This window comes from Bacillus sp. 491mf (assembly GCF_900112415.1).
In the GTDB taxonomy this organism is placed as follows: Bacteria; Bacillota; Bacilli; order Bacillales; family Bacillaceae_G; genus Bacillus_A.
In genome coordinates this window covers 280,897-303,488 of record NZ_FOLV01000001.1, presented here as the reverse complement: position 1 = coordinate 303,488, position 22,592 = coordinate 280,897, and the positions used below count along the sequence as shown (strand labels likewise).

Here is a 22,592-nt window from a genome sequence, read left to right as displayed (position 1 = left end):
ATAGTAGTTTCACTTTATAGCTTTTAAAAGCAATTTATGCACGAGGATGGTGCATCATGTAAACCGATCGCAATCTTTCTTTTGAGACATGCGTATAAATTTGTGTTGCCGATAAATTTTCATGTCCTAATAATTCTTGTATAGCCCTTAAATCTGCCCCTTCATTTAACATATGGGTTGCAAACGTATGCCTTAACGTATGGGGGCTTATATGCATTGTAAGGGATGTTCTTTTTATTAGTTCATTTAAAATATATCGAACACCTCGATTCGTTAGCGGTGTGCCTTTCGCATTCAAAAACAACATTTGAGAGTGTTCTTGCGATTTTTTCTCTAATTGTTTTCTCCCATTTTCTATGTAAGTTAGTAAAGCATCTTGTGCATAACTACCGAAAGGAACATAGCGTTGTTTCTTTCCTTTTCCCGTCACCAAAATCGTACCTGTTGAAAAGTCAATATCCGCAAGCTGAATATTCACGAATTCGCTTACACGAATACCCGTCGCGTACATAAGTTCTAATAACGCTTGATCTCGTTGACCTAGCGGTTTTGAAGTATCCGAAACTTCAAATAATTTTTCTAACTCTTCAGCGTACAAAAATTTTGGTATTGACCATTCTTTTTTAGGGAGTGCAGCAAGTGCAAATGGATTATCTTCCCGATATCCTTCACGCATCAAAAAGCGATACAAACTTCGCAAACTCGAGATTTTTCGCGCTACAGACTTCCTTGCTAACTTTTCATTATGCAAAGTTGTTAAATATAAACGAACATCAGTATACGTAACATCCTCAAAAGTCAAAATACCTTCTCGATTCATAAATTGTATAAAATGTTCTACATCATTTTGATAACTTGCAATTGTATATTTTGAATAATTTCTTTCAATTTGTAAATATCCGACGAATAATTGTAACATTTTATTCACATCTTCATTCATACTCTTCACCTCAATAAAGGCTACTAAATCGTATCACAATTTAGTAGCCTTTGCAAGAAATTTGACTAAATATTTACAAAATTTTGAATTGTTTCTAATGCGCGATTTGCATACGCTTCATTACGTTCTTGCTTCTTTTTAATTTTCTTTTCTAACGGTGCAAATAGTCCGAAATTCGCGTTCATCGGTTGGAAGTTTTTCGCATTCGTCGTTGTAATGTAATTTGCCATACTTCCCATTGCTGTTACTGCTGGTAAAACAACTGGTTCTTCACCTTTCACAAGTCGCGCTGCATTTACACCTGCTAATAAGCCCGAAGCAGCTGATTCTACATATCCCTCTACCCCAGTCATTTGTCCTGCAAAGAATAAATCGTCGCGATTTTTATATTGGTACGTTGGACGAAGTAATTTCGGTGAATTAATAAACGTATTACGATGCATCACACCATAACGTACGATTTCCGCATTTTCTAATCCAGGAATTAATTGTAACACTTCTTTTTGCGGTCCCCATTTTAAGTGTGTTTGGAAACCAACAATATTGTATAACGTTCCTGCTGCATCATCTTGACGCAATTGAACAACTGCATACGGTGTTTCCCCTGTTTTTGGATCTTCTAATCCAACTGGTTTCATCGGTCCGAATACTAACGTTTGTCTACCACGGCTTGCCATGACTTCTACCGGCATACAGCCTTCAAAGAAAATTTCCTTCTCAAACTCTTTTAATGGCACTGTTTCTGCAGCAATTAACGCATCATAAAAACGATTAAATTCTTCTTCTGTCATAGGACAGTTTAAATATGCTGCTTCCCCTTTGTCATAACGGGATTTTAAATATACTTTCTCCATATCAATGCTATCTTTTTCTACAATTGGCGCCGCTGCATCATAGAAATAAAAATAATCCTCGCCTGTTAGCTCTTTCAGTTGTACCGCTAGACTTGCTGACGTAAGAGGGCCCGTTGCAATTACTGTAGGTCCTTCAGGAATTTCTGTAATTTCTTCATTCACTACTGTCACGTTCGGATGATTTTTCACATATTCCGTTACCTTAGCCGCAAATTCATGACGGTCAACAGCTAACGCACCGCCTGCTGGCACAGAACATTCGTCTGCTGCGCGAATAATAACAGAATCCATACGGCGCATCTCTTCTTTAATTACGCCCACCGCGTTTGTTAATGTATTTGCACGAAGCGAGTTACTGCATACAAGCTCAGCAAATTTATCTGTGTGATGGGCTGGTGTTTGTTTTACTGGTCGCATTTCGTATAACCTTACTTGAACACCGCGTTTTGCGATTTGATAAGCTGCTTCACTTCCTGCAAGTCCTGCACCAATTACGTTTACTACTTGTGTTGTCATGTATCTCACCTTTCTTTTTGCATTTCCCGAAAAAAATGTGAGCTGGTAGGCTCACATTTGTTGTTCTTCTTCATAATCACAAGAAATACACTGTACTTGAACGCCTTTTTTCAACTTCTTCTCAACAAGCATCCCTTCGCACTTTGGACATTTTCGACCAATTGGTTTATCCCAAGAAACAAAGTCACACTCTGGATATGTACCACAGCCGTAAAAAAGACGTTTCTTTTTGTTGCTTCGTCGTTCAATAATTTGTCCTTCATTACATTTTGGACATGTAACACCGATTTCTTTTACAATCGGTTTTGTATTTCGGCAATCTGGGAAATTAGAACAAGCCATGAACTTTCCGAATTTACCCATTTTGAAGACCATTGGGTGACCACACAATTCACAGTCTTCCCCAGCAGGTTCATCTTTAATTTCTACTTCGCGCATTTCTTTCTCCGCTTTTTCTAAACGTGGCTCAAACTCTTTGTAGAAATCATCGACAATTTGTACCCAATTTGCGTTCCCCTCTTCTACTTCATCAAGATTTCGCTCCATATTAGCTGTAAACTCAATGTTAATAATTTCAGGGAAAAACTCTAAAATAAGTTCGGTTACAATTTCGCCAAGTTCAGTCGGAACAAATCGCTTATTGTCTAACCCTACATACCCACGTTTTTGAATTGTCTCTAGCGTTGGTACATATGTAGATGGTCTACCAATTCCAAGTTCCTCTAACGTTTTTACTAAACGTGCCTCTGTATAACGCGGTGGCGGCTGTGTAAAGTGTTGTTTCGGTTCGACATCTTTAGAAAAGACTGTTTCTCCAATTTCTAGATGCGGCAACATTTTATCCTTCTCTTCTGCTCCGTCATCTTTTGATTCCACGTACACCTTCATAAATCCCGGGAACTTTACAACAGAACCATGTGCACGAAATTGCACAGAATTGTTTATCAGTGTAGCTGTAACGGTATCCATAATAGCAGATTCCATTTGACTTGCAACAAATCGCTCCCAAATCAGTTTGTATAAACGATGTTGGTCACGGCTCAAATAACTTTTTAGTTCGTCTGGCTTACGCAAAACAGATGATGGACGAATCGCTTCATGCGCATCTTGTGCGTTTGCTTTTTTCGATTCCTTCTTTTTTTGCGTTCCTATGTAGTCTGCACCAAACGCTTCTTCAATATAAGAACGTGCTTCTTGCTGCGCCGTTTCTGAAATTCTCGTTGAATCTGTTCTCATATAAGTAATTAATCCGACTGTTCCTTGCTTCCCAATATCAATACCTTCATAAAGTTGCTGCGCAAGCATCATCGTTTTCTTTGCTCGCATATTTAACTTTCTTGCAGCTTCTTGTTGCAGTGAAGATGTCGTAAACGGTAGTGCCGGATTACGCTTACGTTCTTTCTTCGTTACATTTTCAACTGAAAACGCATTTTCTTGCATTTTTTCAATGACATCATTTACTTGTTGTTCATTTGTTAATTCTACTTTTTCCCCGTTTATTCCATAAAAGGTTGCTTCAAACGTCTCTTTCCCTTTTACAAATTCAGTTTTAATTGTCCAGAACTCTTCAGGTAAAAACGCTTGAATTTCTTTTTCACGTTCTATGATTAAACGAACTGCAACAGACTGCACACGGCCTGCACTTAACCCTTTTTTCACTTTCTTCCATAGTAAAGGACTAATATTATAACCAACAAGCCTATCAAGCACACGTCTTGCTTGCTGAGCATCCACTAAATCCATATTAATCGCACGTGGATATTTAAAAGATTCTTTAATAGCATCTTTTGTAATTTCATTGAACACAACACGGCAATCTGATTCTATATCTACGTTCAACGTATTAGCTAAGTGCCAAGCAATCGCTTCTCCTTCGCGATCCGGATCGGCTGCGAGATAAACTTTTTTTGCTTTTTTTGCCGCTGTCTTCAAATCTTTTAAAACAGGCCCTTTACCACGAATGGTAATGTATTTCGGGGTAAAATTATTTTTCACATCTATCCCCGTTTGGCTTTTAGGTAAATCGCGAACATGGCCCATAGACGCGACTACTTTGTATTTTTTCCCTAAATATTTTTCAATCGTTTTCGCCTTAGAAGGCGACTCCACGATTACAAGGTAATCTGACATGCTAGTGCCTCCTTAAGAGGTGGATTCAAGTCTTCATCTTTATTCACACAAAATTTCCTTCCGAAAAGCTTCTATAACCTTTTGGGAAGGATTATTGACTAATATTATTGATTTCTCTCATTTTTGTCAATCAACAATGAATATAACATACAGTGAGTATCTACTATTTGTCAATAATTGTTTAATAAAAAACATGAAATATACTGTATAAAGATAAATTTAATAATGACTTAAGAGCTTTTTTTAGGTGGGCGAGAGAATCTGGCCGGGCTTAGTAGCGGTCAGGGCCTTTTTCTGCCACGTGCCGCATTTTCAACACATGGTAGTATGCGAGAGCCCATTATGTTTTTGTTTCGCGTGCATGGATATATAGATAACTTTAGAAATATTAGTTAAGAAATCGATTGAACAACCTCTTTCTTTTTTGGTGGACGAGTGCATACTCCTTTTTTCTGTAAAGCAGATTAAAATGGGTTCATTTTATAATTTGAAAGTTCTTCTATCACATCTTCGGCACATTGAACTAATTTTGCTCCTTGTTGAATGAGCTGATTTGTTCCAACCGCATTCACAATATAATTTGGTCCCGGCATAGCAAACACCTCTCTATTTTGCTCTAAAGCGCAATCTGCTGTTATAAGAGAACCACTTCGCTCTTTCGCCTCTACTACGAGAACACCTTGACAAAGTCCACTTATAATGCGGTTTCGTCTTGGAAAATACCATTTTTGCGGCGCATAATACGGGGGATACTCCGTTACGAGTAATATTTGGTCTTTCCATTTTTCATAAAAACCTTGATTCTTCTTTGGATACATAAAGTTTAGACCATGTCCTAACACCGCAATTGTCATAAAAGGATGTTCTACTGCAATTTCATGAGCAATTGTATCAATACCATTTGCAAAACCACTCACAATGAGCCAGTCATTGTTTATAAGCGGTTGTAAAATAGATTGTATGCTACCTTTTCCGTATAAAGACGGATTTCGCGTTCCAACAACAGCTATTTTTTTTGACCATTGCAATAATTCTTTCTTCCCCTTTCCATATAAAACATATGGCGGATCAGGGATTTCGCGTAACAAACTTGGATAATCATCATCCCATATCGTCATGTAAAAAACGTGTTCATTTTGTAATTGTTGAATGTAAAAAGAAGGTGATGTTTTTTGAAGATAAGAAACAAGTGCAGAGGCTTTTTGTATCGATAACCCAAGGTATTTTTCAATTTGAGGAGCTTGAAAGGAATAAATATTCGATAACTGAGGATCAATAGCTAATAAGCGCCTTAGTACTTTCCACTGATCTGCCAAGAAGTAGTGAAGATGTAATAATCTTTCATGTTTCATATTCATTCTCCTTACCCATAATTAAGATTATGTTAACTGTGAAAGGGATAAAAAACACCCTCTTTTACAGAAGGTGTCTTTCTTAATGATTAATAATTTTTACAAGTTTCAAATAAGCCTTTTTCTTTTAACACAGAAATTAAAGTTTCACCCATAACAGCTGGTGTTTCAGCAACTTTAATACCGCATGCTTCCATTGTTTTAATCTTTTCAGCAGCTGTACCTTTACCACCAGAAATAATCGCACCAGCATGACCCATACGTTTTCCTGGAGGTGCTGTTTGGCCACCAATAAAGCCGACAACAGGTTTTGTCATGTTCGCTTTTACCCATTCAGCAGCTTCTTCTTCTGCAGTTCCACCGATTTCACCAATCATAATAACCGCATGTGTCTCTTCGTCTTCATTGAATGCTTTTAAAGCATCGATGAAGTTTGTACCATTAACAGGGTCTCCGCCGATACCAACTGCAGTTGATTGGCCGATTCCTTCTTGTGTTAATTGATGTACAGCTTCATAAGTTAACGTACCTGAACGAGATACGATACCAACATGACCTTTTTTATGAATGTATCCTGGCATAATACCAATCTTACATTCTTCTGGCGTAATAACACCTGGGCAGTTTGGTCCAAGAAGACGTGTCTTTTTGCCATCCATATATTTTTTAACACTTACCATATCTAATACAGGAATACCTTCTGTGATACATACTACTAAATCAAGTTCCGCATCAACAGCTTCCATAATTGCATCTGCAGCAAAAGCAGGTGGAACGTATACAACAGAAGCGTTTGCACCTGTCGCTTTTACAGCGTCTTCTACAGTATTAAATACCGGTACACCTTCGATTTCAGTACCACCTTTACCAGGCGTTACACCACCGACAATTTTCGTACCGTATTCAATCATTTGTTTTGTATGGAATAAACCTTGAGAACCTGTAATACCTTGTACAATAACTTTTGTATCTTTATTAACTAATACGCTCATTTCTTCTCCCCCGCTTTCTATTAGCCTACTAGTGAAACAATTTTTTGTGCACCGTCTGCCATAGATTCTGCTGCAACAATATTTAAGCCAGATTCATTTAAAATTTTCTTTCCTAGCTCTACATTTGTACCTTCTAAACGAACAACAAGCGGTAATTCAAGACCTACTTGTTTTGTCGCTTCAATAACACCTTCTGCAATTACATCACATTTCATAATGCCGCCAAAAATGTTAACGAAAATACCCTTTACATTTTTGTCAGAAAGAATAATTTTGAAAGCTTCTGTAACTTTTTCAGCTGTTGCACCGCCACCAACATCTAAGAAGTTAGCTGGGTCACCGTTATAATGTTTAATAATATCCATCGTTGCCATTGCAAGTCCTGCACCATTTACCATACAACCAATGTTTCCATCTAATGAAATATAGTTCAGGTCATATTTAGAAGCTTCAACTTCTTTCGGATCTTCTTCATCAAGATCACGAAGCTCTAAAATATCTTTATGGCGATATAAAGCGTTAGAATCGAAGTTTAATTTTGCATCTAACGCCATTACTTTTCCGTCACCTGTTGTCACAAGCGGGTTAATTTCTGCGATAGAACAATCTTTTTCAATAAACGCGCGGTATAAGCCCATCATAAACTTTACAGCTTGTCCAACTAGCGCGCTTGGAATATTGATATTAAACGCAATACGACGTGCCTGGAAGCCTTGTAGACCCACAGCAGGATCAATATATTCTTTAAAGATCTTTTCTGGTGTTTTCTCTGCTACTTCCTCAATTTCTGTTCCGCCTTCTTCAGACGCCATTAACACAACTTGAGAAGTCGCGCGATCTAACACAAGACCAACATAGTACTCTTTTTTAATGTCGCATCCTTCTTCGATAAGTAAGCGCTTTACTTCTTTACCTTCAGGACCTGTTTGATGAGTTACAAGCGTTTTCCCTAAAATTTCTTCTGCATATGTACGAACTTCATCTAAGTTCTTTGCTACTTTTACACCGCCAGCTTTGCCGCGTCCGCCAGCATGAATTTGCGCTTTTACTACACATACGTTTGTTCCTAATTCTTTCGCTGCTTCTACAGCTTCTTCTACTGTAAAGGCAACCTTCCCATTCGGAACGCTTACCCCATAGTTTCTAAGGACTTCTTTACCCTGATACTCGTGGATATTCATGGTCCCATCCTCCCCTATTTTCCTGTTTTACTCGAAAAGTTTTTTTAATGTTTTTAAACACTACATTGTCATTGTATAAAATGATTGGCACGCTGTCTACAGTAAAATATCAGAAAACTGAAATCGCTTTATTCTTTTTTGAAAATAATAATGTTAATATACAAAAATAAAAAAATAAGCTGTGAATTCCCAGCTTATTCTTCAATCATATCTTTAATTGGAGCAAACGTTTTTCGATGTTCCTCTAACACACCATAAGTTTCAATCGCTTGTAAATGTTGTTTCGTTCCATATCCCATATGTTGCTCAAATCCATACTGCGGATATCGTTTTCCAAGTTCTTTCATCATGCGATCTCTTGTGACTTTCGCGATGATAGACGCAGCTGAAATCGAAATACTTTTCGCATCTCCCTTAATAATAGACGTTTGTGGGATTGATGTTGGCAAATCCATTGCATCAATTAGCAAATGCTCTGGCTCACATGATAAATTACTTACAGCCTCTAACATCGCTTGTTTCGTCGCTTGATAAATATTTATCTGATCAATAACGTGTGGTGGAATAATTCCAACCCCAATTGCTAGCGCCTGCTCTTTAATCCCATCATAAAACTGCTCACGCTTTGCCTCACTCAATTTTTTCGAGTCATTCAAACCAGGCATATAGAAATCTTTCGGAAGCACAACAGCAGCCGTAACAACAGGTCCTGCTAAGGGGCCTCTTCCGACTTCATCAATACCAGCAATTGATTCAATCCCCTTTTGACGAAGCGCATTCTCATATGAAGACATCTCAGCAAATTTTTGTCTTTCTTTTTCTTTATCCTCTTGCTGTTTTTTCCATTTTAATATTAGTCTCTGCACGCCTTTTCGTTCATCTGCTACTAACATACGAAAGCGCTCGTCGTCTTCTCGTTCAATTTCTCGCAATACAGTTTCGATTTCTTGAATTGTTTGTTTTTTAGACATACGTAGTTCCTCCTACAAGTAAGAAAAGGCGCGCAATAGCGTGCCTTTTCTCTCCCATTTCACAATAGCAAGCATTATCTTTTCATTTTTAAAAAAAGAAAGACACTTGGCAAAAAAATAACTACCAGTAACATTCATCGAATGAAATGAAAGAAATAGAAGGATTGCTCTATGCTTCTTCCATTATCTCTTTCGGTGTTTCAAATGTCATTTTCCCGAGTTTACCACCGCGAAGTTCACGAAGAACAAGTTCTGATGTTTTATCATAATCAACAAGTCCCCCGCCCATTAAACAGCCTCTATTTTTTCCAATCGCATCAAATAACTCTACAATATCTTCTGGAATCTCATTTAACTTATATCGCTCTTTTAAACGTTCTGGATACTGTTTCTCCATAAAGCGAAGTGCATACACAGCCACATCTTGCAAATTTAAAATAGAATCTTTAATCGCTCCAGTTGTTGCGAGACGAAGTCCAACCATTTCATCCTCAAATTTTGGCCATAAAATACCAGGTGTATCTAATAGTTCCATTTCTTTTCCAACTTTAATCCATTGTTGTGCCGTTGTTACACCTGGACGATCGCCCGTTTTAGCAATATTTTTCTTTGCTAATTTATTAATTAATGTCGATTTTCCAACGTTCGGAATCCCAACAATTAAAGCACGAATTGCTCTTGGTTTAATACCTTTTGCAATCATTTTATCAAATTTCTCTTTCACAAGTTCTTTACAAGCTGCTGTAATTTCTTTCATACCTTGTCCAGCTTGCGCATTGATAGAGATTGCTTTATGACCTTTTTCTTCAAAATAAGCAATCCATTCTTTTGTTACACGATCGTCTGCCATATCTGCTTTATTTAAAACAACAAGTCTTGGCTTGTGCGTAATAATTTCATCAATCATTGGATTTCGTGATGATAATGGCAACCTTGCATCAACAAGTTCAATTACCACATCGATTAATTTTAATTTCTCTGTTACTTGGCGCCTTGCTTTAGCCATATGACCAGGAAACCATTGAATTACCATACTTCCACCTTCTTTTCTACATTCATTTTACAATACGTGCATCCTCGAATGGCCAATACAATATATTCGCTTTTCCAATTACTTGGTCTATTGAAATCGTTCCAATTGTACGACTATCCTTACTAAAACGACGATTATCTCCTAATACAAATAATTCTCCTTTTGGAACCGTTGTTTTCCCTGTAATTTCTTCAAGCTTAAAATCATACGTTAATGGCCCATCAGCAAGCTGCTTTTTCTGCTTATCTAAATACGGCTCCTCATACGGCTTTCCGTTAATATAGAGTGTGTCGTTTCGATATTCTATCTGATCACCAGGTAAACCAATGATACGTTTAATGTAATCTTTATCTTCTGTCGCTTGAAACACAATGATATCAAAGCGTTTTGGTTCTCCAATGTGATAACCTATTTTATTGACAATCATACGATCACGATCTTGAAGCGTCGGTGACATCGATACACCATCTACAAGAATTGGTGCAAAGAAAAATTGTCTAATAATCCAAGCTAAGACAACAGCAATCAAAATAGCTTTTGTCCATTCCCAAAGCGTACTTTTTTGTTTCGTCATGTAATTCCCTCCACGGTTATGTAAGCTGTTTGTATGTAAGTTAGGACACAGCTAGATTGGAAAAAGGGAGCTTGCAAATACAAGCTCCCATACATGTCTTATCGAATTTCTTTAATACGTGCTTTTTTACCGCGAAGGTTGCGTAAGTAGTATAACTTAGCACGACGTACTTTACCACGGCGAAGTACTTCGATTTTCGCGATTCTTGGCGTGTGAACTGGGAATGTACGTTCAACACCTACACCGTAAGAAATCTTACGAACTGTGAATGTTTCGCTAATTCCGCCACCACGACGTTTAATTACAACACCTTCAAAAATCTGAATTCTCTCACGAGTACCCTCTACTACTTTTACGTGTACACGTAAAGTGTCACCAGGACGGAATGAAGGTAAATCAGTTTTTAATTGATTTTTTGTAATTTCTGCGATTAATTGTTGCATATTCAATTCTCTCCTTCCAAACAGATGCTCATGCAAAGTCATATCATAAATTACAGCGGAACACCGTTGTTAACGGCTACTCTCTATAAGTAGCACAAGTGTTATAATAGCATATTGCTTGGTTTGTTGCAATAGCATTTTTTTACTTCTCTTCTTTAATTTCTGCTAACCACTTTTCCTCTTGTTTAGATAAGCTTCGTTCCTCTAGTAAATCAGGGCGGCGTACAAAAGTACGGCGCAGCGACTCTTTATGACGCCATTCTTCAATATATTTATGATTTCCAGACAAAAGTACATCTGGCACTTTCATCCCACGAAACTCCGCTGGTCTCGTATAATGCGGATGTTCTAGTAAGCCTGTACTAAATGAATCTTCTATTTGTGATTGCTGATTCCCTAAAACGTCAGGTAATAAACGCACAACACTATCTGTAATAACCATAGATGCCAATTCTCCGCCTGTTAAGACGTAATCACCTATTGAAATTTCATCGGTTACAAGATGCTCGCGAACACGCTCATCATACCCCTCATAATGGCCACAAATAAAAATTAAATGCTCTTCTTCAGCTAATTCTTCAGCCTTCTTTTGCGTAAAACGCTCTCCTTGTGGACACATTAGTACAACTCGTGGTTTACGCTCTGTTTCCTTCGTTAACTCTTCTACAGCATCAAAAATGGGCTGTGGTGTTAATACCATTCCAGCTCCGCCGCCGTATGGATAATCATCCACGCTATTATGCTTATTCGTTGAATAATCACGAAAATTAACAACTCTTAGCTGCACCGCTTCTTTTTCTTGTGCTTTTTTTAATATAGAAGAACCAAAGACACCTGTAAACATTTCTGGAAACAATGTTAAAATATCGATTTTCATTACAGTAACCCTTCCATCACGTGGATGGTCACAAGCTTTTCGTTCATATTTACTTGTAAGACAACTTCCTCAATATATGGGATTAAAACATCTTGACCTTTTGGTTGTTTAATGACCCAAACATCGTTTGCACCTGGAGAAAGAATTTCTTTAATTGTACCAATTGTCTCTCCGTCTTCTGTTACAACTGTACAACCAATAATTTCGTGATAATAATACTCTCCTTCAGCCAATTCTCCAAGCTGATCCTCTGGCACTTTTAATAAAGAGCCTTTCCATTGTTCCACTTCATTTACATTGTTATAGCCTTCGAATGTCAATAAATCAAAAGACTTATGTTGACGATGAGAAGTAATCTTTACAGCTAATGGCTCAGTAACTTTCTCCTGCCATATGTATAATGTGTTTCCTACTTTATAACGCTCTTCTGGAAAATCTGTACGTGAAACGACACGGACCTCACCTCTAACACCGTGAGTATTTACAATTTTCCCTACATTAAACCATTTCGTCATAAACAGCACGTCACCCCTGTTCGCAATATGTCGTTAGCATCTCCATTCTCTTTGCTGAAGATGCGATTTATCTTAAAATGTTAAAAAAGGGTGAGGAACAGATCCTCGCCCTTTTCGTACTTATTGAATTTCCAGCGTGACTTTTTCATTTTCATGATGTCCCGCTGCATATAAGATCGTTCGAATTGCTTTTGCAACTCGCCCTTGTTTCCCAATGACTTTACCCACATCCTCAGGATGTACGGTTAACCGATACTTCATCTCTCCGTTGTACAGTTCCTGTGTAACCAATACATAATCAGGATGATCCACAAGGGGTTTAACAATTGTTTCGATTAACCCTGACATAGCCATTGCTTTAATTACTTACCTTGTTTAGCTAAATGGAATTTCTCCATAATGCCTTGTTTAGAGAAAAGGTTACGAACTGTATCAGATGGTTTCGCACCGTTTCCTAACCATTTTAATGCTGCTTCTTCGTTGATTTTAATCTCAGCTGGCACTGCAACTGGATTGTAAGTTCCGATTTCCTCGATGAAACGTCCGTCACGAGGAGAACGAGAATCTGCAACAACTACACGATAGAAAGGAGATTTTTTAGCTCCCATACGTTTTAAACGAATTTTAACTGCCATTTATAAAGCACCTCCGAATATATTTCACACAGATAATAATATTAGCAAAAAGAGTGGGCCTTTGTAAAGTATTTTTTCTTAACAGAGCCATCTTTTTTTCCTTACATAAATGGAAACTTCATACCACCTAGTCCTTTTTTCTTACCTTTTTGCATACCAGACATCGTTTTCATCATCTTTTTCATATCTTCAAATTGCTTCAAAAGACGATTGATCTCTTGTACAGTTGTACCGCTACCTTTAGCAATACGTTTCTTGCGACTAGCGTTAATCATTTCCGGTTGCTCACGCTCTAATTTCGTCATTGAGCGAATAATCGCTTCAATGTGTCCAATTTGCTTTTCATCAACTTGGACATTTTTTAATCCTTTAATTTTCCCAGCACCAGGAAGCATATTTAATAGCTCATCAAGTGGTCCTAGTTGACGCACTTGTCCTAATTGCTCTAGAAAATCATCTAACGTAAAGGAAAGTGTACGCATTTTTTGCTCAAGTTCTCTTGCTTTTTCTTCATCAACTGTCGCTTGCGCTTTTTCAATTAACGTTAGAACATCACCCATACCTAAAATACGTGATGCCATACGTTCTGGATGGAATGCCTCTAGCGCATCTAATTTCTCACCCATACCAGCAAATTTAATCGGTGTGTTTGTAACAGCTTTAATAGATAGCGCTGCACCTCCGCGCGTATCACCATCTAATTTCGTTAATACCACACCTGTTAAACCAAGCTGTTCATGGAAGCTTTGTGCAACGTTAACCGCATCTTGTCCTGTCATTGCATCAACAACAAGGAAAATTTCATCCGGTTTCGCTACTTCCTTAACTTGTGCTAATTCACCCATAAGTTCCTCATCAATATGCAGACGACCTGCTGTATCAATAAGAACGTAATCATGATGATCTTCTTTTGCTTTTGCAATTGCTTGTTTCGCGATTTCAACAGGACTTACTTTGTCTCCTAAAGAGAAAACTGGCATATCCAATTGTTTACCGAGTGTTTCAAGTTGCTTAATTGCCGCTGGACGATAAATATCAGCTGCAACAAGCATCGGTTTCCGATTATGCTTTTTACGAAGTAAATTCGCAAGCTTACCTGTTGTCGTCGTTTTACCCGCACCTTGCAAACCTACCATCATAATAACAGTTGGTGGCCGGTTAGAGATAGCAATTTTGCTCTGTTCCCCGCCCATTAGCTCAGTAAGTTCTTCCTGTACTACTTTAATAACTTGCTGTCCAGGCGTTAGACTTCTCATTACATCTTGTCCGACAGCACGTTCAGACACACGCTTTACAAAATCTTTTACTACTTTAAAGTTAACGTCTGCTTCTAAAAGTGCAAGACGAACTTCTCTCATCATTTCTTTTACGTCGGCTTCGGATACTTTCCCTTTGCCGCGAATTTTTTGCATTGTCTGTTGAAGTCGGTCGGCTAATCCTTCAAATGCCATATTGCCGCCCTCCTAATCTAAATTTTCGATAGCTTCAACAACTTGTTTTATTTGTTCATCTACATGCTCTTCTTCGCTGATTAGCTGCTTTAACTTTGTAACAAGTTGCTGCCTTTCTTGAAACTTTTGAAGTAATAATAACTTTTCTTCATATTCTTCAAGCATCGCTTCTGTCCGTTTAATGTTATCATACACTGCTTGGCGACTTACTTCAAATTCTTCTGCAATTTCACCAAGCGATAGATCATCAAGATAGTAAAGTGACATATAACTTCTTTGTTTTGGCGTTAACAACGATTGATAAAAATCAAATAAATAGTTCATTCTCGTTGTTTTTTCGAGCATGTTGAATCACCCTTTGTTAAGTGAATTACCTTTACATGGATTAGTTTACATGGAGAGTAAAGGTGTGTCAAGTTTTTTTCTTAACATCTCAATTTTAATCCAAAAGAAGAAGCGGTAAACACCGCCCCTTCTTTTTCGACATATAAGTCGCTGCTATGCAGAATACAACATGTCAGCCACTTACTCGCTCCTTTAGCGCGCGGTAGAAATAGGCCCTGACCGCTACTATGCACGGCCAGATGCTCTCGCCCACCTATAAAGAAAAAGGGTTTTTAAGTCAGTTTTCAAGTTATATTTATTCTGCTTCTGTTTCTACAAAGTCCGCAAATAATCCATACACATATTGTTCTGGATCAAATGCTTGTAAGTCATCCATTTGTTCTCCTAGACCAACAAATTTCACCGGTACATCCATCTCATTACGAATCGCTAATACAATTCCACCTTTAGCAGTTCCGTCCAATTTCGTTAAGACAATACCCGTTACATTTGTCGCCTCACGGAATGTCTTCGCTTGACTTAAACCATTTTGCCCTGTTGTTGCATCAATGACAAGTAATACTTCATGAGGAGCTCCAGGAACTTCACGTTCAATTACACGTTTCACTTTCTCTAACTCTTTCATTAAGTTGACTTTATTTTGCAAACGACCTGCCGTATCACATAACAAGACATCAACTTTTCGCGATTTTGCAGCCTGAATTGCATCGAACATAACAGCTGCTGGGTCTGAACCTGATCCTTGTTTAATTACATCTACACCAACGCGTTCTCCCCATACTTCTAGTTGCTCAATTGCACCAGCACGGAATGTGTCGCCGGCTGCTAATAATACAGATTTGCCGTCCGTTTTAAATTTATGTGCCATTTTTCCAATCGTTGTTGTTTTTCCAACACCGTTTACTCCAACAAATAAAATAACTGTCAATGCATTATCTTGTACATTTAATTCATTATTAAAATTACCGTTACCTTTATAAATCTCGACTAATTTTTCAGAGATAACAGCTTGTACTTCTTTTGGATCTTGAATATTACGACGCTTCACTTCATCTCTTAATTGGTCAATTAACTCCATTACTACGGACACACCCACATCCGCGCCAATTAAAATTTCCTCTAACTCTTCGAAGAAATCTTCGTCAACTTTACGATAACGAAATACTAAATCATTTACTTTTTCAGCAAAAGAGTTTCTCGTTTTCTCTAAACCTTGTTTAAACTTCTCTGTTACCGTATCTGTTTGCTTCGAAATCTTTTCTTTTAATTTTTTAAAAAAACTCATTCTTTCCCATCCTTCCTATTTGCTTGTAACAAGCTCTTCTCCGTCATCTAAACGGACAGAAACAAGTTTAGACACACCAGACTCTTGCATCGTTACACCATATAATACATCAGATTCTTCCATCGTACCCTTTCGGTGCGTAATCACAATAAACTGCGTTTCATTGCTAAACTTTCTCAAATACTGTGCAAAACGAGCAACATTCGCCTCATCTAACGCAGCTTCTACTTCATCTAGCACACAAAACGGTACAGGACGAACTTTTAAAATACCAAATAGCAATGCAATAGCTGTCAATGCTCGTTCGCCTCCAGAAAGAAGGCCTAGATTTTGCAACTTTTTCCCCGGCGGTTGTGCAACAATATCAATTCCTGTATTTAATAAATCATTCGGGTTTGTCATAACCAAGTCTGCACGCCCACCGCCAAATAATTCACTAAATACGAACTGGAATTCTGTACGAATTGCTTGGAATGTATAAGAAAAACGCTTTTTCATTTCTTCATCCATCTCGTCAATTACTTGATGCAGCGTTGTTTTCGCCTCTTGCAAATCATCCCGTTGCTCTAATAAAAACGTATGGCGCTCAGATACACGCTCAAATTCATCAATAGCACCTATATTTACTGTACCGAGTTCTTCAATGGATAGTTTGATTAATTTCACTTTTTTACGAGCTTCCTCGCTAGACATTGTCATCGTATATTTTTGTTTCGCCAATTCAAACGAAATGGTATACGTTTCCCGTAAGTGTTGCAAGCGATTTTCTAACTCCACGTCTAAACGATTTATTTTCACTTCTTGATCTTTTAATACATCAAGTAAGTATTTATGCCTACGTTTCGCTTCTTTTACCTCTAACTCTAGGTGTTCTAACCGCCCTTGTAAATCAAGACGTTGTTCACGGCGTGAGCTAATTAATTCCACAGTTTGGTTTCTATCGTGTGTTTTCTTTTCAATTAGACTTGTAATTTGCTCTTCGCCGCTAGAATTCGATGTCATTTCTTGTTTTAAGAATGCTAAATCTTCTTTTGTCTTTATAAGATTCTTACTAGTTTCATCTCGTTCTCTCGTAAGGCGTTCTACTGTTTCTTTTTGATTTGATAATCGCTGATACTTTTCAGCCGCTTGTACTTTTAGCTCGGTAATCTCTTTCTGAACTTTTTCCTTCGAAGAATGCTGCTCATTCTTTTGTTGTGTTAACTCTGTAATCGTCATATCGAGTTCCGTAATTTTCCCTTGCAGCTCAGTAAGCGTTTCTTCTAGCTCAGTTTTTCGCCCTTGTATCTTCGCTTGATCTTGCAAAAACCCTTCTAGCTCTAAATCATAAATAGATAACCGCTCATTAATACGATGTTCTTCCAGCTCTAACTGATTCATTTCTTCTTTGTATTGTTGTTCGTCTACACGCTTTTCATCAATATTTTGGCGCAGTTCCTTTACCTTCACTTCTTTTTCTTGTATTTCTTGTTTTAACGCTTTAATAAAGTCCTCAAGCTTCTCAGTCTTTTCTTCCATATCTGTCAACTTTTCATTCCACTCTTCCAATTCTCGTTGACGTCCTAATAAAGAAGAATTTGTTTGTTTCACTGCACCGCCTGTCATTGAACCGCCTGGATTCACAAGATCCCCTTCTAATGTAACAATACGATAACGATACTGCAGCAGCTTCGCTAATTCATTTGCCCCTTTTAAATCTTGGGCAACGATTACTGTACCTAATAAATTTGCAATTACATTTTCATATTTATTATCGTACTGTACAAGCTCTGAAGCAATCCCTATAAATGAAGGATACTGACTTATCATGCGAAGTTGCTCTCTATTAAGCGCCCGGCCCTTTATAACACTTTGCGGTAAAAAGGTCGCTCGGCCATGGCGGTTTTGCTTTAAGAATGTAATAGCTCGGCGTGCATGTTCTTCTGTTTGCACAACCACATGTTGCATTGCTGCCCCAAGTGCGATTTCCATCGCTATTTCATATTTTTTCGGTACAGTAAGAAGCTCGGCAATCGCCCCTTCAATACCATGCAACTGGCTATCACGCGCCTTTAACACTTCACGGACACCTTGATAAAATCCTGAATAATCTTCTTGCATTTCTTCAAGCATTTCTTTACGTGAACGAGCTTGTTGAACATATTGATATGCTTGATACAGTTTAGTTTCATTTTCACTGTATTGATCTTTATATTTACCAAGCGTAGCTTCCGTCTGCTGTATACTTGACAATAAAGTTGAAATTTGTTCTTTTATACGTTCATATTTTTCAACGACAATTGATTTTTTCTGCGCAATACCTATACGCATCTGAACATATTTTTCATTCTCTTCATCAAGACGCTGATTTTTGAAATCTCGCTGTTTAAATTGTTCCTCTAACATAGACAGTTCATTTCGATAGCTTGCCTGCTGATTTAAAAGTTCAATATAATCCCCTTTTAAATGTTCGATTTTCTCATCTAAATTTTGTTCATATGTAGACAACAATCGTTCGCTATCATGTAGTTTCTGCTCTAACTCTTTCACATGATTTGTTAATTCCAGCAATTCTTCTGTTCCTTGCAGGGCACTTCCTTCATATATAGAAACTTTTTCTGTTAATTCATGAATGGATGCTTCTAACTGCGCGCAATGTGTTGTTGCGTTGTTCTTTCTTTCTTTCAGCAGTTCACGTTGTCCTTCTAGCTTTTCAAGTTCTTTACTAGAAAGAAGAAGAACTTCTTGTAAAGATTGAATAGATTCATCAATAGCTTGTACATTTCCGCGTATCTCTTCTAAATCCGCTTCATTTTTTTGAAGATGCGTCGATACCTTCACTTCTTCATCTTTGTTATGTTTAAATTGCTCACGAAGCGCTTCCCATTTTTCATGTAATTCTTCAATCTCATACACAATTAATGCCGCTTCAACTTTTTCTAGTTCATCTTTTTTCTCAAGATAATCTTTTGCAATAGAAGCTTGTCTTTCAAGAGGTTCAACTTGTGTACTTAATTCATGAATAATATCTTCTACACGATTTAAATTATCTTGCGTTTCGGCTAATTTCCCTTCCGCTTTCTTCTTGCGGATTTTATATTTCAACACACCAGCTGCTTCTTCAAACACACTGCGGCGATCTTCTGCTTTGCTGCTTAAAATTTCTTCCACTTTACCTTGACTGATAATAGAAAACGCTTCACGCCCCATACCTGAGTCCATGAATAAATCGACAATGTCTTTTAAACGACAAGATTGTTTATTAATAAGAAAATCACTATCTCCAGAACGATATACTCGTCTCGTTACACTTACTTCGTTATATTCAATTGGTAGACGCTGATCTTCATTATTTAATGTTAATGTGACTTCTGCAATATTTAACGCTTTACGTGTATCGCTGCCTGAAAAAATAATATCTTCCATTTTCGCACCGCGAAGTGATTTTACAGATTGTTCACCAAGCACCCAACGAATAGCATCTGTAATATTACTCTTTCCACTTCCGTTTGGTCCTACCACAGACGTTACACCTGGCACAAAGTCAATCGACACACGTTCTGCAAAAGATTTAAATCCTAATATTTCTAATCGTTTTAAAAACACGAAAGGCCTTCCCCCTTTATGCACAAGGAATCCCCCTAAGTATAAGGGGGATTCGCTATAAGTGCTCTTTTAATTTTTCCAACGCTTCTTGGGCAGCATGCTGTTCTGCCTCTTTCTTAGACTTCCCACTTCCAAGACCTAATGATTCACCATTTAATGTAACACGCGATACAAATTCCCGATTATGAGCCGGTCCTTTTTCTTGCAGAATTTGATATTCTATATTCCCGCTACCATCACGCTGTATTAACTCTTGTAGTTGGCTTTTAAAATCCATCACATGAGAAAAAGCACCTTCATTAATTTTTGGATAAACAACTGTTTTTAAAAATCCCCATACCTTATCCAAACCTTGGTCAAGGTAAAGAGCACCAATAAACGCTTCAAAGACATCCGCTAATAATGCTGGACGTTCACGCCCTCCTGTCATTTCCTCTCCTTTTCCTAAAAGGACCAAACTTCCAAATGATAACTCATTTGCAAAGCGAACGAGAGAAGGTTCACATACAATAGCAGCGCGAAGTTTTGTTAATTCGCCCTCGCTCATTGTCGGATATTTTTGAAACAAGTATTGCGAAACTGTCAGTTCTAATACCGCATCGCCAAGAAATTCAAGACGCTCGTTATCTTCATGTGGCTTTTTTCGATGCTCATTCACATACGATGAATGCGTAAATGCTTGAATCAATAACTTTTCATTTGTAAATGTAATACCTATTTTCTCTTGAAACTTTTTAAAAGCCTCTCGATATTTAGTTTCATTTTTCTTATCTCTATACTTTCTGTACGGCATAGGTCCCTCCAGGTATATATGCTGAGAAAGCCCCGTATATAAACGGGACTTCATCAAGCATTATAGATGACTCTCTATGTAAGTCACAGCATCGCCAACAGTAGCAATCTTTTCTGCTTCCTCATCAGAAATTTCCATTTCAAACTCATCTTCTAATTGCATCACAAGTTCTACTACATCTAAGGAATCAGCACCTAAATCTTCTTTAAAGTTCGCAGCTTGTGTTACCTCTGTTTCGTCTACTCCTAGACGATCTACGATGATTTTCGTTACACGCTCTAAAACGTCTGCCATATTCATTCACCTCCTTTAAAAAGTATAAACATACAATTACTATTATTAATCCATCCGATTTCCTCAAGACATTATATTTAATATTGTACAGAAAAACGAGATGAAATCAACCTATTTCTATAGTTTCTTCCCTTACATCACCATACCACCGTCAACATGAAGTGTTTGTCCAGTAATATAACGACTTGCATCTGATGCTAAAAAGGCAACTGCATTTGAAATATCTTCAGCTTCTCCAAATTTTGCAATTGGAATTAACTTAAGCATTTCGTTCTTTACATCTTCTGCTAATACATCTGTCATATCTGTTACGATAAATCCAGGTGCAATCGCATTTACTGTAATATTGCGACTTGCTAGCTCTTTTGCTGAAGTTTTTGTTAATCCAATTACACCAGCTTTTGCTGCAACGTAATTTGCTTGTCCTGGATTTCCAGTAACACCGACAACTGAAGCGATATTAATAATACGTCCATGACGTTGACGCATCATATAACGAGAGACAGCCTTTGTGCATAAGAAGACACCTTTTAAGTTTGTATTAATAACTGTATCCCATTCTTCTTCTTTCATACGCATTAACAAATTATCTTTCGTGATGCCAGCGTTATTTACAAGAATGTCAATTTGACCGAATGTATCGACAGTTTGTTTTATCATGTCAGCAACTTCTTCACTACTTGCAACATTTGCTTTTATTGCAATTGCTTCTGAACCTATATTTTTAATCTCATCAACAACTTCGTTTGCTTTCAATTCGTTTCCTGCGTAGTTTACAACTACTTTTGCACCTTGTTTTGCTAAATCTAATGCAATTGCACGGCCAATTCCGCGAGATGCTCCCGTTACTAACGCAACTTTGTCTTTTAATAACATTAGCCTTCTCCTCTCAGTTTCGAAATGGTATCTTTCATCGTCTCTTCATCGTATATCGCATATACTTTCGCAGAAGGAGCGATTGATTTCATAAGACCAGCTAAAACTTTTCCAGGCCCAATTTCAATAAATGTATCTACACCAAGCTCTACCATACGTTCAATGGATGGGTACCATAATACAGGGGCATAGAGTTGCTCAATTAATTTTTCTTGAATATCTTCTTTACGTGTAATACAATCTGCTGTTACATTTGCAACTACCGGAATTTTTGTATCTTCAATCTTAATTTCATTTAGCACGTCTCGAAACCTCTCAGCCGCTGGTTTCATAAGTGATGAATGAAACGGACCACTAACTCGCAAAGGAACTGCACGCTTTGCGCCGTTTGCTTTCGCTCTTTCCGAAGCCAATTCTACACCTTGCTTTGTACCAGAAATTACGATTTGCTTTGTGCTATTCATATTCGCAATTTGAACAGAATAACCTTCATCTGTCACTTCCTCAGTTACCTGTTTTAACATATCGGGATCCGCTCCCAAAATAGCCGCCATGGCACCTTCGCCATTTGGCACAGCCTCTTCCATGTATTCACCACGTTTTCTAACAGCATAAACACCATCTTCAAATGATAGAGCACCTGCTGCTACTAACGCACTATACTCACCTAAACTATGTCCTGCAACATAATCAGGTGCAATATCGTACTGCTCCAATACTTTTAAAATTGCAACACAAGTCGTTAACAATGCCGGTTGTGCATTGGTTGTTAACGTCAACGCTTCTTGAGGTCCCTCAAAAATAAGTGATGAAAGAGAATCCTTTAAAATTTCATCAGCCTGACGAAATACTTTTGTAGCCTCTTCATAACTTTCTGCTAATTGTCTTCCCATTCCAACTGCTTGTGAACCTTGTCCCGGAAAAAGAAATGCCAGTTTTCCCATTTCAAA

General features: G+C 37.8%; 22 protein-coding genes. All 22 read right to left on the bottom strand.

Annotated features, from left to right (window positions below):
* Positions 1 to 34: 34 nt before the first annotated feature.
* A complete protein-coding gene (gene xerC / locus BM211_RS01595) occupies positions 35 to 940 on the bottom strand; it encodes a tyrosine recombinase XerC (protein ID WP_035428986.1) in 906 nt (301 codons plus the stop codon).
* A gap of 65 nt (positions 941 to 1,005) precedes the next feature.
* Entirely contained in the window at positions 1,006 to 2,310 is a 1,305-nt protein-coding gene (gene trmFO / locus BM211_RS01590) for an FADH(2)-oxidizing methylenetetrahydrofolate--tRNA-(uracil(54)-C(5))-methyltransferase TrmFO (protein ID WP_090994699.1), read from the bottom strand.
* A 51-nt stretch (positions 2,311 to 2,361) separates the two neighbouring features.
* Positions 2,362 to 4,440, bottom strand: a complete 2,079-nt coding sequence (topA, locus tag BM211_RS01585; protein ID WP_090994696.1) for a type I DNA topoisomerase — start codon at positions 4,438 to 4,440, stop codon at positions 2,362 to 2,364.
* Positions 4,441 to 4,904: 464 nt separating this feature from the next.
* Positions 4,905 to 5,792 carry a DNA-processing protein DprA gene (gene dprA, locus BM211_RS01580; protein WP_090994693.1) on the bottom strand — a complete coding sequence of 296 codons (888 nt, stop codon included), beginning with the start codon at positions 5,790 to 5,792 and terminating at the stop codon, positions 4,905 to 4,907.
* An 89-nt stretch (positions 5,793 to 5,881) separates the two neighbouring features.
* Positions 5,882 to 6,784 (bottom strand): succinate--CoA ligase subunit alpha, encoded by a 903-nt coding sequence (sucD, locus tag BM211_RS01575; protein ID WP_035428991.1) that lies wholly within the window; start codon positions 6,782 to 6,784, stop codon positions 5,882 to 5,884.
* Positions 6,785 to 6,804: 20 nt separating this feature from the next.
* Entirely contained in the window at positions 6,805 to 7,965 is a 1,161-nt protein-coding gene (gene sucC / locus BM211_RS01570; protein WP_035428992.1) for an ADP-forming succinate--CoA ligase subunit beta, read from the bottom strand.
* Positions 7,966 to 8,159: 194 nt separating this feature from the next.
* Positions 8,160 to 8,936, bottom strand: coding sequence for a ribonuclease HII (locus BM211_RS01565; RefSeq protein ID WP_090994690.1), 777 nt, complete (start codon positions 8,934 to 8,936; stop codon positions 8,160 to 8,162).
* A 169-nt stretch (positions 8,937 to 9,105) separates the two neighbouring features.
* Positions 9,106 to 9,969, bottom strand: coding sequence for a ribosome biogenesis GTPase YlqF (gene ylqF, locus BM211_RS01560; RefSeq protein ID WP_035428995.1), 864 nt, complete (start codon positions 9,967 to 9,969; stop codon positions 9,106 to 9,108).
* Positions 9,970 to 9,991: 22 nt separating this feature from the next.
* Positions 9,992 to 10,543: a signal peptidase I gene (gene lepB / locus BM211_RS01555; RefSeq protein WP_090994687.1), complete on the bottom strand. Its 552-nt coding sequence runs from the start codon at positions 10,541 to 10,543 to the stop codon at positions 9,992 to 9,994.
* 98 nt (positions 10,544 to 10,641) lie between these two features.
* The gene (rplS, locus tag BM211_RS01550; protein ID WP_035428999.1) at positions 10,642 to 10,986 is read right to left on the bottom strand and encodes a 50S ribosomal protein L19; all 345 of its coding nucleotides are present in this window, start codon (positions 10,984 to 10,986) and stop codon (positions 10,642 to 10,644) included.
* Between the two features lie 142 nt (positions 10,987 to 11,128).
* Positions 11,129 to 11,863, bottom strand: a complete 735-nt coding sequence (gene trmD, locus BM211_RS01545) for a tRNA (guanosine(37)-N1)-methyltransferase TrmD (protein ID WP_035429002.1) — start codon at positions 11,861 to 11,863, stop codon at positions 11,129 to 11,131.
* On the bottom strand, positions 11,863 to 12,378 hold the full coding sequence (rimM, locus tag BM211_RS01540; protein WP_035429003.1) for a ribosome maturation factor RimM: 516 nt from the start codon (positions 12,376 to 12,378) through the stop codon (positions 11,863 to 11,865). Before rimM ends, trmD begins: the two co-directional genes overlap by 1 nt.
* Positions 12,379 to 12,498: 120 nt before the next feature.
* On the bottom strand, positions 12,499 to 12,726 hold the full coding sequence (locus BM211_RS01535; RefSeq protein ID WP_035429914.1) for a KH domain-containing protein: 228 nt from the start codon (positions 12,724 to 12,726) through the stop codon (positions 12,499 to 12,501).
* 14 nt (positions 12,727 to 12,740) lie between these two features.
* Positions 12,741 to 13,013, bottom strand: coding sequence for a 30S ribosomal protein S16 (gene rpsP / locus BM211_RS01530; protein ID WP_035429006.1), 273 nt, complete (start codon positions 13,011 to 13,013; stop codon positions 12,741 to 12,743).
* 101 nt (positions 13,014 to 13,114) lie between these two features.
* Complete coding sequence (gene ffh / locus BM211_RS01525; protein WP_090994684.1) at positions 13,115 to 14,464, bottom strand: signal recognition particle protein; 1,350 nt, start codon at positions 14,462 to 14,464, stop codon at positions 13,115 to 13,117.
* 12 nt (positions 14,465 to 14,476) lie between these two features.
* The gene (locus tag BM211_RS01520) at positions 14,477 to 14,809 is read right to left on the bottom strand and encodes a putative DNA-binding protein (RefSeq protein ID WP_035429011.1); all 333 of its coding nucleotides are present in this window, start codon (positions 14,807 to 14,809) and stop codon (positions 14,477 to 14,479) included.
* A gap of 295 nt (positions 14,810 to 15,104) precedes the next feature.
* Positions 15,105 to 16,094: a signal recognition particle-docking protein FtsY gene (gene ftsY / locus BM211_RS01515; RefSeq protein WP_035429013.1), complete on the bottom strand. Its 990-nt coding sequence runs from the start codon at positions 16,092 to 16,094 to the stop codon at positions 15,105 to 15,107.
* A 15-nt stretch (positions 16,095 to 16,109) separates the two neighbouring features.
* Positions 16,110 to 19,679, bottom strand: a complete 3,570-nt coding sequence (gene smc, locus BM211_RS01510) for a chromosome segregation protein SMC (protein WP_035429917.1) — start codon at positions 19,677 to 19,679, stop codon at positions 16,110 to 16,112.
* Positions 19,680 to 19,734: 55 nt separating this feature from the next.
* Positions 19,735 to 20,472, bottom strand: coding sequence for a ribonuclease III (rnc, locus tag BM211_RS01505; RefSeq protein ID WP_035429014.1), 738 nt, complete (start codon positions 20,470 to 20,472; stop codon positions 19,735 to 19,737).
* A 60-nt stretch (positions 20,473 to 20,532) separates the two neighbouring features.
* Positions 20,533 to 20,766, bottom strand: coding sequence for an acyl carrier protein (locus BM211_RS01500; RefSeq protein WP_035429016.1), 234 nt, complete (start codon positions 20,764 to 20,766; stop codon positions 20,533 to 20,535).
* Between the two features lie 132 nt (positions 20,767 to 20,898).
* Complete coding sequence (fabG, locus tag BM211_RS01495) at positions 20,899 to 21,642, bottom strand: 3-oxoacyl-[acyl-carrier-protein] reductase (RefSeq protein ID WP_035429018.1); 744 nt, start codon at positions 21,640 to 21,642, stop codon at positions 20,899 to 20,901.
* On the bottom strand, positions 21,642 to 22,586 hold the full coding sequence (fabD, locus tag BM211_RS01490) for an ACP S-malonyltransferase (RefSeq protein WP_090994681.1): 945 nt from the start codon (positions 22,584 to 22,586) through the stop codon (positions 21,642 to 21,644). The genes fabG and fabD overlap by 1 nt, the downstream gene beginning before the upstream one ends.
* Positions 22,587 to 22,592: the final 6 nt, after the last annotated feature.

What these genes read in the sequence shown, in the direction of transcription:
- xerC (WP_035428986.1), bottom strand. Translation starts at nt 940, where the DNA reads ATGAATGAAGATGTGAATAAAATGTTACAATTATTCGTCGGATATTTA.
- trmFO (WP_090994699.1), bottom strand. Translation starts at nt 2,310, where the DNA reads ATGACAACACAAGTAGTAAACGTAATTGGTGCAGGACTTGCAGGAAGT.
- topA (WP_090994696.1), bottom strand. Translation starts at nt 4,440, where the DNA reads ATGTCAGATTACCTTGTAATCGTGGAGTCGCCTTCTAAGGCGAAAACG.
- dprA (WP_090994693.1), bottom strand. Translation starts at nt 5,792, where the DNA reads ATGAAACATGAAAGATTATTACATCTTCACTACTTCTTGGCAGATCAG.
- sucD (WP_035428991.1), bottom strand. Translation starts at nt 6,784, where the DNA reads ATGAGCGTATTAGTTAATAAAGATACAAAAGTTATTGTACAAGGTATT.
- sucC (WP_035428992.1), bottom strand. Translation starts at nt 7,965, where the DNA reads ATGAATATCCACGAGTATCAGGGTAAAGAAGTCCTTAGAAACTATGGG.
- BM211_RS01565 (WP_090994690.1), bottom strand. Translation starts at nt 8,936, where the DNA reads ATGTCTAAAAAACAAACAATTCAAGAAATCGAAACTGTATTGCGAGAA.
- ylqF (WP_035428995.1), bottom strand. Translation starts at nt 9,969, where the DNA reads ATGGTAATTCAATGGTTTCCTGGTCATATGGCTAAAGCAAGGCGCCAA.
- lepB (WP_090994687.1), bottom strand. Translation starts at nt 10,543, where the DNA reads ATGACGAAACAAAAAAGTACGCTTTGGGAATGGACAAAAGCTATTTTG.
- rplS (WP_035428999.1), bottom strand. Translation starts at nt 10,986, where the DNA reads ATGCAACAATTAATCGCAGAAATTACAAAAAATCAATTAAAAACTGAT.
- trmD (WP_035429002.1), bottom strand. Translation starts at nt 11,863, where the DNA reads ATGAAAATCGATATTTTAACATTGTTTCCAGAAATGTTTACAGGTGTC.
- rimM (WP_035429003.1), bottom strand. Translation starts at nt 12,378, where the DNA reads ATGACGAAATGGTTTAATGTAGGGAAAATTGTAAATACTCACGGTGTT.
- BM211_RS01535 (WP_035429914.1), bottom strand. Translation starts at nt 12,726, where the DNA reads ATGTCAGGGTTAATCGAAACAATTGTTAAACCCCTTGTGGATCATCCT.
- rpsP (WP_035429006.1), bottom strand. Translation starts at nt 13,013, where the DNA reads ATGGCAGTTAAAATTCGTTTAAAACGTATGGGAGCTAAAAAATCTCCT.
- ffh (WP_090994684.1), bottom strand. Translation starts at nt 14,464, where the DNA reads ATGGCATTTGAAGGATTAGCCGACCGACTTCAACAGACAATGCAAAAA.
- BM211_RS01520 (WP_035429011.1), bottom strand. Translation starts at nt 14,809, where the DNA reads ATGCTCGAAAAAACAACGAGAATGAACTATTTATTTGATTTTTATCAA.
- ftsY (WP_035429013.1), bottom strand. Translation starts at nt 16,094, where the DNA reads ATGAGTTTTTTTAAAAAATTAAAAGAAAAGATTTCGAAGCAAACAGAT.
- rnc (WP_035429014.1), bottom strand. Translation starts at nt 20,472, where the DNA reads ATGCCGTACAGAAAGTATAGAGATAAGAAAAATGAAACTAAATATCGA.
- BM211_RS01500 (WP_035429016.1), bottom strand. Translation starts at nt 20,766, where the DNA reads ATGGCAGACGTTTTAGAGCGTGTAACGAAAATCATCGTAGATCGTCTA.
- fabG (WP_035429018.1), bottom strand. Translation starts at nt 21,642, where the DNA reads ATGTTATTAAAAGACAAAGTTGCGTTAGTAACGGGAGCATCTCGCGGA.
- fabD (WP_090994681.1), bottom strand. Translation starts at nt 22,586, where the DNA reads ATGGGAAAACTGGCATTTCTTTTTCCGGGACAAGGTTCACAAGCAGTT.